Here is a 10,764-nt window from a genome sequence, read left to right as displayed (position 1 = left end):
TGGAGATCCTGATGCCAGAAACACCGGCAGGCCCGGCCACGTCCACCGAGGCCCGTCTGGGCGCCATCGAGGATGCGCTCGTACATGGCGACGGCCGAATGAAAGCCCTGGAGGAGGCTGTCGCGCACAACACCGAGCTGACCGCGGAGATCCGCGAGCTTATTGCTGCGGCGAAGCTCGGCTTCCGCGTGCTCGGCTGGATCGGCGTTGGCGCGAAGTGGACCGCCGGCCTGGCCGCCGCCATCAGCGGCGTGTGGGGCGTGATCAAGCTGCTCAAGGGCGGCCACTGATGGCCGTCTCGTTCCCCTCGCTTGGCGGCCGCCGATTCGTGCTCACCCTTGGGTGCGGCATCGCCACCACCGTGCTCACCTGGTTCGGGCGAATCGACGGCGGCACCTACGCCACCGTGATCATTGCCACCGTGGGCGCCTACATCGCCGGCAACACCGCGCAGAAGCACGCGGAGATCAAAGCCGGCAGCAATTCGGAGCCTACGCAATGAAGTTGATCCTGACTCGCGAGCAGCTCGATGCCGATGTGACCATCGGCAGTCTGACCGTCGATGGCGCCTGGTGCGCCTGGGTGTGCGAGGACACCGTCCGGCCGCCTGGCCAGAAGGTGTACGGCAAGACCGCCATCCCGTACGGCACGTACCGGATCGACATCACGATGAGCGCGCGCTTCAAGCGCCCGCTGCCGTTGTTGCTCAACGTGCCCATGTTCGAAGGCATCCGCATCCATCCAGGGAACACCGCCGCGGACACTGAGGGCTGCCTGCTGCCCGGTCTGCAGCGCTGGCCCAAGGGCGTGGGTGAAAGCCGCAAGGCGTTCGATGCGCTGTATGTGCAGCTGGTGGCCGCCAAGGCTCGGGGAGAGTCGATCACGATCGACATCGTAGGCGCGGACCTGTGATCCGCGCGCTGCTGGGCATGGTGCCGCCCACCGGCTGGGCGCTGCTGCTGGCCATCGCCGCGGCGGCTGGCGGCGCCTGGTGCCACAGGCAGGGCGCGGCAGGCGTCCAAGCGCGCTGGGACGCAGCCGAGCTCGAGCGGGAGCGTCAGTCCAACGCTGACGCTCTGCGCAATGCCAACCGTGCGTTGCAGGCCAGCGCACGCCATGAAACCGAACGCGCCAGCCTGGCGCGCAACCTTAGCGAGGCGCGCCATGCCAACACCGTCGCCATCCAGGTTCCCGTCGACTGTCCCGCGTCAGGCTTGGCTGGCGACGTGCTGCTGCCTGCAGGCGCTCTTGTCGGCGTGCACGACGCTGCAGCAGGGGCCGGCGCCTCGCGCCCCTGATCCGCCCCCGGCCAATCTGGCCGCGCCTTGCGACGAGGGCCCACCGATACCGCTTGGTGTGGTGCTGCTGGCCAGCGCCACCGACATCTGGGCCCAGCGCGAGGCAGCCGCGGCCGAATGCCGCGCCCGCCACCGAGGCCTGGTCGACGCCTGGCCACGTTGAGACCGGAGAACACGATGCCGATCCGCCATGAGCCAACCACCAGCACGCTGAGGTTCTACGCGCGCGCCAGCGACGACCCTACGCCGCACTACGACGCCGTGTGCACCGTGGTGTGGGAGACGCCGCGGACCGTATGGATCCGAGGCTTGCATGGCACGCTCACGCGCCGCCTTCTCCGCGAACTCCTCGCCTGGCTCGTGAACAACCACATCCTGCTGGTCAAGGCGCACCGCGATTCCGCTCGGGTGCTGCCGTTGGGCGTGGTGCACGCCGACGGCCACACCGAGATCAACGTGGCCGATCTGGCCGCACGCGTCGCTGCGCGCTGATCGGACGCCGCCGTGCTCGAGCCTTCCGACAAGGATCGGGAGGCGGTGCGCATGGCAACCGAGGAGGCGGTTCGTCTCGGCCGTCTGTTTTGCGTCATCGATGACTGGGCGCTGAGCAGGGCTCGGCTCTTGATCGAAGCGCTTGTCAGCCGGGCGCGGTAGCTGGAGTTGCCTCTGCAGACCGGGCAAATATTCACCTGGGAAATCCTAGGTTTTGCACATGTAAGGCGGTGTTACGCTCCCAGGCATGCAAGAAGAAGTGCTGCTAGCAATCCTGATGGGCGGGGTAATTACGGTATTGCTATTTCACGTGGTCGCTCGCATCCGAAATGGCACTTCGTCGGAGGATGACGGTGATGACACGTGGCCCTGGTGAGCGGATCCGCAATGCGCTTCTTAGCAAGTCTATGACCCAGATGAGGGGGGCATTGGGCACGCGGAAAACCAATAATCGCGGCTTGGGGCAGCTAGCATCGTCACTCGACGCAGAAGTCAGTCAGTCGGTGACTGATGCTCGAATTGAACAACCGGAGGGAAGTATGAATTGCAAAGGGTTCGTCCTTGCGTTTGCGGTGCTGTGCCACGGGGTAGGCATTGCCGCGACGACATCAACCAATGGCTTCACGGTCACGTACGACGAGAAGACCTTCTCGGCTCCAACGCTGATGAGCAGCTTGTCGGAGAAGACCGCCTTCTTCACGTCCCCGCCAGCATCCGTTGTCAATGGTGTCGGCTCATTCGAGTTCCTAGCATCTGCGTCCAACGATCTGCCGCTGAGAAGTACCAGGATTCAGTTCGGCCTCAACCTCTCGCCACTAACGAGCGGATCGCAACAGCTGGTTCTTTCGAAAGGTCTGCTCAAGGCTAAGGTCAGCATCTTCGATGCAGACACTTCTGAGTTGCTCAAGTCGTCCGATTTCGAGATATCTAGCCTTACTCGATACGACATTGGCTTTCGAGCGGCGACTGCAATCTATGGTGCAGACGGGTTTAGCGACCATCAGTCATTCCGGTACGAAATTAGCTACGACTTCAATCCCGGATATTACCTTGCCGCGTCGAACGACCCGACATGTGCATCTCTGTCATGCATGCAGTTGAAGCAGGACGAACTATTGCCGTTTGTGTCCATCAGCGTAAATCAGGTGCCCGAGCCTTCGACGTACGCGTTGATGCTGGGCGGCCTTGCGCTGATGGGCGCCATGGCCAGACGCCGCGCCGGGTAGCGAGCGCTCAATCGCTTGCCGCTGGGGTGCAGAGCCACACCTGCATGTGCTCGAAGATGCCGGCATCTTCGGAGTGCAGCTGCATCCCATGCAGCACCATGGCGCCGGCATCCATCGAGATGATCTGCGGGTCGAAAAGCGGCAGGAGCAGCGGCTGCCGGACGGTGCTCGGCGTGCCAAACAGCTCCATCTTCTTGAGGGGCCGCCGGGCGTTCGTCTCAGGCATAAGCGAGAGCTCCAGCTCACCCACCGCCGGCTCGGGCCACTCGCCGCGCTTCAGCCGCCGGCCGCGATCACGCAGCTGGGTGACCGCCCATTTCATGCGGTGGCCTTACTGGTCGACATCTTCACCGTCCTCCCAGCGGCCGCCCTTGTCGATCCGCAGCAGCCGCGCTTGCCCGCCACGGGCTAGCAGTACAACGTCTGTGAACCCCTTGGGCGTCAGGTCAGGTCGGACGCCCTTGTGATAGACGACGATCCGCTCGAAGGTGTCCGCCACGAGTTGTCGCGCGCGGATCCGCGCGTCGAAGTCCAGCGCCTCGACGCCGGCGGCCAGATCGCGCCACGCGGCGTCGGCGCCGTCCAGGTGCGTGCGTGCTGCCGCGGAAACATCCCGCTCTGCCCTGGTGATTTCGACCTGGATCGCTGCCTGCTGAGCCTCCAGCTCGCGCGCGCGCTTAGCGAAAGTCAGCGGCACCCCGCCAGCCTCGCTAGCCAGCATCGCGTCGGTCAGCCGCTCCAGCTGCACCGCAAGAGCTGCAGCGCGCTTCCGGGCGCTGGCCAGCCTCGCACGAGGCTCGGCCGAACGATCGCCGGTGTAGAGCCGTTGCAGGTTCATCATGTCCGAGCAGTACGCCATCAGAGCCCGCTCCACCCTGGCCACTGAGATCGACCCCGGGACCGGACAGGGCAGCCGCTGTGAGTGGCTGGTGCACAGCAGCCGACGATGACCGTCGAGCAGCGTACCGTCGGCCTTCACGCGGTTCATCATGTGCTGGCCAGCCATGGCGCGGCCGCAGTAGCCGCAGACCGTGACGCCGATGCCGGTGATTACGTGGGGAAGGGTGCCTTTCACCCGCCGGCGGCCTCGGTCGTCGTTCAGGCCCTGCAGCGCCTGCCACTCCTCCTGATTCAGGAGGGCTGGGTAATAGCCCGCGAGCACGAAGGTCTCACCATCGACGGTGAGTTCCTTCTCACCGAGCAGCGCGCGCTGGCGCACCAGGCGGTGGATCTGCAACGACTGTGCACCGCGGTCGGTGAGCTGCAGCCCGCGGTCTGCCAGCGCCCGGACGATGCGAGTCGCGCTGTAGCCTTGCTGGTACAACTCGAGGCCGGCGCGGACGGCCTCCACCCGCTCGGCGACCAGCTGCCACTCGCCGTCGACCAGGCGCACCCATGCCGGATCTTTCCCGTTGCGGATCACCCCGTGCCAGGTGCCTGCCTGCCAGCCAACGCACTGCCGACGAATGCTGGCGACAACACGCTTCGACTTGGTGTCGGACTCCTCGTGCGCCCGGATCATCACCAGGAGGCTGTAGACCAGGTCCATCGGGTTGGCCTTAAGGTGCTCGCGGCTGTAGGCCTTCCCGTCGCTCGCCGTCACCACGGTGATGCCGGCATTTACAATCTGGGCGAGCTGGCCCTGCGCCTGGATCGGCTCGGCGCGCGAAAGGCGGTCCAACCCTTCGACCACCAGCACGGATCCCGCAGGCACTTTGCCGCCCTCGACGGCCGCCAAGAACGTGCCCAGCGCGCCTGACTTTACGTGGCGCTGGTGATACGCCGACAACCCCTCATCCCTCAACGACAGCGAGTCGTCCAGCACCAGGCCGTGCTCCTCCGCCCAGCGTTTCGCGTATGCAAGCTGCCGCTCGCTCGACGAGCCGGCCATCTGACGCGGATCCGAGAACCGCATGTAGCTGTAGACGAGACCCACGAATGACCACCCCAACAGACATCACCACCAAGCGGGCGCCGAGTATAGGTATGGTATCGCTCGGGTGTCCCAAGGCCCTCACCGATTCCGAGCTCATCCTCACGCAGCTGCGTGCCGAGGGCTACGAGACCAGCAAGACCTTTGCCGGGGCCGACCTGGTGATCGTCAACACCTGCGGCTTCATCGACGATGCCGTCAAGGAAAGCCTGGACACCATCGGCGAGGCCCTGGCCGACAACGGCAAGGTGATCGTCACCGGCTGCCTGGGTGCCAAGGCCGGCAGCGACGGCGGCAACCTGGTGCGTGCGGTGCACCCCAAGGTGCTGGCCGTCACCGGCCCGCATGCCACGCAGGAGGTGATGGACGCGGTGCACATCCATGTGCCCAAGCCGCACGATCCCTTCGTCGACCTGGTGCCGCCGCAGGGCATCAAGCTCACGCCCAGGCACTACGCCTACCTGAAGATCAGCGAAGGCTGCAACCACCGCTGCACCTTCTGCATCATCCCGAGCATGCGCGGCGACCTGGTCAGCCGCCCGGTGGGCGACGTGCTGGGCGAGGCGAGGGCGCTGTTCGAGGCCGGCGTGAAGGAGTTGCTGGTCGTCAGCCAGGACACCAGCGCCTATGGCGTGGACGTCAAGTACCGCACCGGCTTCTGGGACGGCAAGCCGGTCAAGACCCGCATGCTCGACCTGTGCGAGAAGCTGGGCGAGCTGGCTGCGCAGCATGGCGCCTGGGTACGGCTGCACTACGTGTACCCGTATCCGCACGTGGACGAGGTGCTGCCGCTGATGGCCGCGGGCCGCATCCTGCCGTACCTGGACGTGCCCTTCCAGCATTCGCATCCCGACGTGCTCAAGCGCATGAAGCGCCCGGCCAGCGGCGAGCGCAACCTGGAGCGCATCGCCCGCTGGCGCGAGATCTGTCCCGAGCTGGTGGTGCGCAGCACCTTCATCGCCGGCTTTCCGGGCGAGACGGAAGAGGAGTTCGCGCACCTGCTGAACTTCGTGCAGGAAGCGGGCATCGACCGCGCCGGCTGCTTCGCCTATTCGCCGGTGGAAGGCGCCACTGCCAACGAGATCGCCAACCCGGTGCCGGCCGAGTTGCGCGAGGAGCGGCGCTCGCGCTTCATGGCCGTGGCCGAGCGGGTGTCGGCTGAGCGGCTGCAGCGCCGCGTGGGCGCCACCATGCAGGTGCTGATCGACAGCGCGCCGGCGCTGGGCCGCAAGGGCGGCCTGGGCCGCAGCTATGCCGACGCGCCGGAGATCGACGGCACCGTGCGCCTGCTGCCGCCGCAAAAGGCCTCGAAGACGCTGAAGGTGGGTGAGTTCACCAAGGCCCGCATCATCGCCGCCGAAGGCCACGACCTCATCGCCATGCCCATCTGACGCCACCATGACCGACCGCGCCGATTCCCCCGACCTCGACCACCGCGCCACCGAGCTGATCCACCATCCGTACCAGCCGCCGGCGGCCTTCGCCGCGCCCACGGCGGGTGTGTTCAAGGCCTCGACCATCTACTTCGAGAACACGGCGGCGATGCGCAGCAGCCGCTGGATCGACAAGTCGGCCTACACCTACGGCCTGCACGGCACGCCCACCACCTTCCTGCTGGAAGAGCGGCTGGCCACGCTGGAAGGCGGCACGCATGCGCTGCTGGTGCCCAGCGGCCTGGCCGCCATCACGCTGGTGGACATCGCGCTGCTGAAGGCCGGCGACCAGGTGCTGCTGCCCGACAACGGCTACGGCCCCGGCACCCGCTTCGCCAAGGAAGACCTGGCGCGCTGGGGCATCACGATGGCGATGTACGACGCCCTGGACCCGGCCTCGCTGGCCGCGGCCATCACGCCGGCCACCAAGCTGGTGTGGACCGAGGCGCCGGGCTCGGTCACGCTCGAGTTCCCCGACCTGCCGGCGCTGGTTCGCACCGTGCGGGAGAAGGCGCCGCAGGCGCTGGTGGCGCTGGACAACACCTGGGGCGCCGGCCTGGCCTTCAACGCATTCGATGCCGGGGTGGACATCACCATCCATGCGCTCACCAAGTACCCCTCGGGCGGAGGCGACGTGCTGATGGGCTCGGTGGTCTACCGCGACCATGCGCTGCATCCGAAGCTGGCCTGGGCCCGCGCCCGGCTGGGCCTGGGCGTGGGCGTGAACGACGTCGAGGCCATCCTGCGCTCGCTGCCCTCCATGCCGCTGCGTTATGCCGCGCAGGATGCCGCCGGCCGTGCCTTCGCGCAGTGGTGCCAGGGCCGGTCCGAGTTCAAGCGGGTGCTGCATCCGGCCCTGCCTGAATCACCCGGCCATGCCCACTGGAAGGCGCTGTGCAAGGCCGCTGCCGGCCTGGTGACGGTGGAGTTCGACCGCGAGCGCTTCAGCCCGGCGCAGGTCGATGCCTTCGTCGATGCGCTGCAGCGCTTCAAGATCGGCTGGTCCTGGGGCGGGCCGGTGAGCCTGGCGGTGCCCTACCAGGCCGCGGAGATGCGCAGCCTGCCCACGCCGTACCGGGGCACGCTGGTGCGCTTCTGCCTGGGGCTGGAAGCGGTGGAAGACCTGATCGCCGACGCGCAGCAGGCGCTGCAGCGTCTGGGCTAGGCCTTCGGCGACGAGACCTTGTGCCGCATCAGGCGGCCCTTCTCGCGTTCCCAGTCGCGCTTCTTCTCGGTGTTGCGCTTGTCGTGCTCGGCCTTGCCCTTGGCCAGCGCGATCTCGGCCTTCACGCGGCCGCCCTTGTAGTGCAGGTTCAGCGGCACCAGCGTGAAGCCGCGCTGCTCCACCTTGCCGACGAGACGCTTGATCTCGTCCTTCTTCATCAGCAGCTTCTTGGTGCGGTCGGCCTCGGGGCTGACGTGCGTGCTGGCGGTGCGCAGCGCATTGATGCGGCAGCCGATGAGGAACAGCTCGCCATCGCGGATCAGCACGTAGCCATCGGTGAGCTGCACCTGGCCGGCGCGCACGGCCTTGACCTCCCAGCCGTGCAGCACGATGCCGGCCTCGTACTGCTCCTCGAGGTGGTATTCGAATCGGGCTCGGCGGTTCTCGGCGATGTTGCTCATGGGGCGGCTTGCTTTCGAGTTCTGGTGCGGACTTCGTGATCCGCTGCAGGCAAAAGTGGGGGCGCAGCGGCCGCCTACAATCCGGGCCATTCTATGAAGCACGTGAAAAAGTCTGTCTTGCTGTGGTACTCGCCGCAGGAGATGTACGAGCTGGTGGTGGCGGTGGAGGACTACCCCAAGTTCCTGCCCTGGTGCGAACAGGCCGAGGTCCTCACGCGGGACGACAGCGGCATGACCGCGCGACTGCATCTCAAGTACCTGGGCCTGCGCCAGGCCTTCACCACCCGCAACCTCAACGTGCCGGGTGAATCGGTGCGCATGAGCCTGGTGGACGGTCCGTTCTCCATGCTGGAAGGCACCTGGCTGTTCAAGCCGGTGGGGCAGGGCGACCAGCAGGCCTGCAAGATCGAGTTCGACATCCAGTACACCTTCAGCAGCCGCGCCCTCAGCGCCGCGGTGAGCCCGGTGTTCGACCGCATCGCCAACACCTTCGTCGACAGCTTCGTCAAGCGCGCCGAAGCCGTGTATGGCAAGCGCTGACGACGCTGCGCCGCTGCGCATCGAAGTCGTCTACAGCCCTGCCGCCGACCAGACCGACCGGGTGATGCTGCGGTTGCCGGCCGGCTCCACCCTGCGTGAAGCCGTGCTGCAAAGCGGCCTGCCGGCGCGCCATGGCCTGCGGCTCGAAGCCTTGAAGCACGGCATCTGGGGCCGCCTGGCGCCGCCCGACCAGCCGCTGCGCGACCGCGACCGCATCGAGCTGTACCGGCCGCTGCAGGTCGATCCGAAGGAAGCGCGGCGGCTGCGCTACAAGGGCCAGCGGCGCGGATGAGCCGATCGCGTTGTATCGGCGTCAAAGGCGACGGGGACCACGCCGGCCGCGAATAACCTTCGGTCTTCCACGCGCCGGCGGTGATGGCGCACTGACTCCATCGCCCTGGAACCCTCGTGAAATCGCGCTTCGTCGCCCTGTTGCTGGCCGTGCTGCCGGCCCTGCTGCCGGCCTCCTGCCACGCCGACGGCTACACCCGGACCCGCCATCCCATCGTGCTGGTGCACGGCCTGTTCGGCTTCGAACGGCTGTTCGGCACCACCGACTACTTCTACGGCATCCCCGAGGCGCTGCGTGCCGGCGGTGCGCAGGTGCTGGTGGTGCAACTGTCCCCCGCCAATGACACCGTGCTGCGCGGCGAAGCGTTGCTGCGCCAGCTGCAGTGGTGGCAGGCCACCTATGGCCACGCGCGCTTCAACCTGATCGGCCACAGCCAGGGCGGCAGCAGCGCACGCTACGTGGCGGCGGTCGCGCCGGCGTTGGTGGCTTCGGTCACCACCATCGGCACGCCGCATCAGGGCTCGGCCAGCTTCGATGCGTTCCTGGGCCTCACGGGCGCGACCGGCACCACCGCGCTCGGCGGTGCCGCGGTGGGTGCCCTCGGTGGCCTAGTGAGCCTGTTCGCCGGCAGTGCCGCGCCCATCGACGGCCTGGCCGCGGCGCAGTCCCTGTCCAGCCGCGGGGCGCAGGCGTTCAACCGGCTGTTTCCGCAGGGCGCCCCGAGCACGCCGTGTGGCCAGGGCCCGGCGATGGTCAACGGGGTGCGCTACTACGCCTTCGGCGGCCGTGTGGCGGCCACCAACCTGCTCGATGCCACCGACGCCATCCTGGTCACCGGTGCCACCGCCTTCCTCGGCGCGGCCAGCGATGGCCTGGTGAGCCCCTGCTCATCCCGGTGGGGCCAGGTGATCCGCGACGACCTGCCCTGGAACCACTTCGACCAGGTGAACCAGAGCTTCGGCCTGCGCGGCCTGTTCACGCCCGATCCGGTGGCGGTCTACCGCGCCCATGCCAACCGCCTGAAGGGGGCGGGCCTGTGAAGTGGCGCGGCGTGGGCGCGCTGGCCTTGGTCGTGGTCGGCGGGTGGCAGCTGCAGCAGGGCTTGCGCCAGCAGATGCCACCGGCCATGCCCCTGCCATCGGCTGCGCCTGCACTGGCACAGGAGCAGCCCGACACGGCCGCCGCGCTGCGGCCCGCAGCGGCTTCGGATGCGGCCGACTGGGCCCGGTGGCTGGCCGGTTCGTCGCTGCGGGGCGCCGAGCCCGATGGCGATTGGGCGGTGGGTGCCGATGGCCGGCTGCGGCCCGATCCGGCGCTGCGCCGGCGGCTGGACCACTACCTTGCGCTGCAGGGCGAACTGCCGCTCGAGCGACTGCGCGACGCCCTGGTGGACGAGGTGGCGCGCCGCCACGGTCCACAGGCGGCGACCGACCTGCGGCAGCTGTGGGCCCGCTACCTGGCGTTGGCGCAGTACCGCTGGCGGACGGTGGCCGATCCTTCCCGCCCCGAGACACTGGCCGCCGCCCTGGCCGAACGCACCCGGGTGCGGCAGCAGCTGCTGGGCCCGGCCATGGCCGAGGCCTTCTACCGCGAGGAGGACGACCGCCTGCGTGCCACCATCGCACGGCTGAACGGCGGCGCCGGGCCCAGCTTCGCGTCGTTGGCGCCGTTGGCGCTGCATCTCGAGCCGCTGCCCGATGCGCCGATGCAGCAACTCGCCCTGCAGCAAGGCTGGGCGGCCTGGGAGCAGCGGCTGTCGGATGCCCACTCGGAGCAACTGCGTCTGCAGGCGCAGCCGGGCCTGTCGGCCGCGCAGCGGGCGGCGGCGATGCAGGCGCACCTGGATGCGCATTTCAGCGCCGCCGAGCGGCCGCGGGTGGAGGCGCTGTTGCGCCTGATGCCGCGCTGAGAACCTGAGCCGGCG

15 protein-coding genes and 1 pseudogene are annotated in these 10,764 nt (G+C 67.9%); 13 read left to right on the top strand and 3 right to left on the bottom strand.

Annotation, left to right across the window (positions count from 1 at the left end; genetic code table 11):
* Positions 1-11: 11 nt before the first annotated feature.
* From LRS14_RS05135 to LRS14_RS30585, 7 genes and pseudogenes are all read left to right on the top strand, one after another.
* Complete coding sequence (locus LRS14_RS05135; protein WP_257798839.1) at positions 12-290, top strand: hypothetical protein; 279 nt, start codon at positions 12-14, stop codon at positions 288-290.
* Positions 290-502 carry a hypothetical protein gene (locus LRS14_RS05130; RefSeq protein ID WP_257798838.1) on the top strand — a complete coding sequence of 71 codons (213 nt, stop codon included), beginning with the start codon at positions 290-292 and terminating at the stop codon, positions 500-502. Before LRS14_RS05135 ends, LRS14_RS05130 begins: the two co-directional genes overlap by 1 nt.
* Positions 499-912 (top strand): DUF5675 family protein, encoded by a 414-nt coding sequence (locus tag LRS14_RS05125; protein WP_257798837.1) that lies wholly within the window; start codon positions 499-501, stop codon positions 910-912. Before LRS14_RS05130 ends, LRS14_RS05125 begins: the two co-directional genes overlap by 4 nt.
* Positions 909-1,298, top strand: coding sequence for a hypothetical protein (locus tag LRS14_RS05120; protein WP_257798836.1), 390 nt, complete (start codon positions 909-911; stop codon positions 1,296-1,298). The genes LRS14_RS05125 and LRS14_RS05120 overlap by 4 nt, the downstream gene beginning before the upstream one ends.
* 177 nt (positions 1,299-1,475) lie before the next feature.
* Complete coding sequence (locus LRS14_RS05115; RefSeq protein WP_257798835.1) at positions 1,476-1,790, top strand: hypothetical protein; 315 nt, start codon at positions 1,476-1,478, stop codon at positions 1,788-1,790.
* Positions 1,791-1,802: 12 nt separating this feature from the next.
* On the top strand, positions 1,803-1,952 hold the full coding sequence (locus LRS14_RS05110) for a hypothetical protein (protein ID WP_257798834.1): 150 nt from the start codon (positions 1,803-1,805) through the stop codon (positions 1,950-1,952).
* A gap of 965 nt (positions 1,953-2,917) precedes the next feature.
* Positions 2,918-3,016 (top strand): annotated as a pseudogene (locus LRS14_RS30585) (PEP-CTERM sorting domain-containing protein); the annotation flags it as partial.
* A gap of 7 nt (positions 3,017-3,023) precedes the next feature.
* On the opposite strand, the gene LRS14_RS05100 reads toward LRS14_RS30585, so the two are convergent.
* Positions 3,024-3,338: a hypothetical protein gene (locus tag LRS14_RS05100; protein ID WP_257798832.1), complete on the bottom strand. Its 315-nt coding sequence runs from the start codon at positions 3,336-3,338 to the stop codon at positions 3,024-3,026.
* Between the two features lie 9 nt (positions 3,339-3,347).
* Entirely contained in the window at positions 3,348-4,952 is a 1,605-nt protein-coding gene (locus tag LRS14_RS05095) for a recombinase family protein (RefSeq protein WP_310740803.1), read from the bottom strand.
* 2 nt (positions 4,953-4,954) lie between these two features.
* On the opposite strand from LRS14_RS05095, the gene rimO reads away from it, so the two are divergent.
* Together rimO and LRS14_RS05085 are read left to right on the top strand one after the other, a co-directional pair.
* Positions 4,955-6,340, top strand: a complete 1,386-nt coding sequence (gene rimO / locus LRS14_RS05090) for a 30S ribosomal protein S12 methylthiotransferase RimO (RefSeq protein ID WP_257798831.1) — start codon at positions 4,955-4,957, stop codon at positions 6,338-6,340.
* 7 nt (positions 6,341-6,347) lie between these two features.
* Entirely contained in the window at positions 6,348-7,547 is a 1,200-nt protein-coding gene (locus tag LRS14_RS05085; protein WP_257798830.1) for a PLP-dependent transferase, read from the top strand.
* Here the strand turns inward: LRS14_RS05085 and smpB are convergent.
* On the bottom strand, positions 7,544-8,098 hold the full coding sequence (gene smpB / locus LRS14_RS05080; protein WP_083440329.1) for an SsrA-binding protein SmpB: 555 nt from the start codon (positions 8,096-8,098) through the stop codon (positions 7,544-7,546). The genes LRS14_RS05085 and smpB overlap by 4 nt on opposite strands.
* Positions 8,099-8,101: 3 nt before the next feature.
* Here smpB and LRS14_RS05075 point away from each other — a divergent pair, with 3 nt between their 5' ends.
* The 4 genes from LRS14_RS05075 (at position 8,102) to LRS14_RS05060 (ending at position 10,749) form a co-directional block, all read left to right on the top strand.
* On the top strand, positions 8,102-8,548 hold the full coding sequence (locus LRS14_RS05075; protein WP_046111383.1) for a type II toxin-antitoxin system RatA family toxin: 447 nt from the start codon (positions 8,102-8,104) through the stop codon (positions 8,546-8,548).
* Positions 8,535-8,840 (top strand): RnfH family protein, encoded by a 306-nt coding sequence (locus LRS14_RS05070; RefSeq protein ID WP_046111382.1) that lies wholly within the window; start codon positions 8,535-8,537, stop codon positions 8,838-8,840. The genes LRS14_RS05075 and LRS14_RS05070 overlap by 14 nt, the downstream gene beginning before the upstream one ends.
* 116 nt (positions 8,841-8,956) lie before the next feature.
* The gene (locus LRS14_RS05065; RefSeq protein WP_257798828.1) at positions 8,957-9,880 is read left to right on the top strand and encodes a triacylglycerol lipase; all 924 of its coding nucleotides are present in this window, start codon (positions 8,957-8,959) and stop codon (positions 9,878-9,880) included.
* Positions 9,877-10,749: a hypothetical protein gene (locus tag LRS14_RS05060; protein ID WP_257798827.1), complete on the top strand. Its 873-nt coding sequence runs from the start codon at positions 9,877-9,879 to the stop codon at positions 10,747-10,749. Before LRS14_RS05065 ends, LRS14_RS05060 begins: the two co-directional genes overlap by 4 nt.
* Positions 10,750-10,764: the final 15 nt, after the last annotated feature.

The sequence above is a fragment of the Aquincola sp. J276 genome (genome assembly GCF_024700035.1).
In the GTDB taxonomy this organism is placed as follows: Bacteria; Pseudomonadota; Gammaproteobacteria; order Burkholderiales; family Burkholderiaceae_C; genus Aquincola; species Aquincola tertiaricarbonis.
The sequence above is the reverse complement of the archived record's forward strand: the minus strand, read 5'-3'. Positions and strand labels throughout refer to the sequence as shown.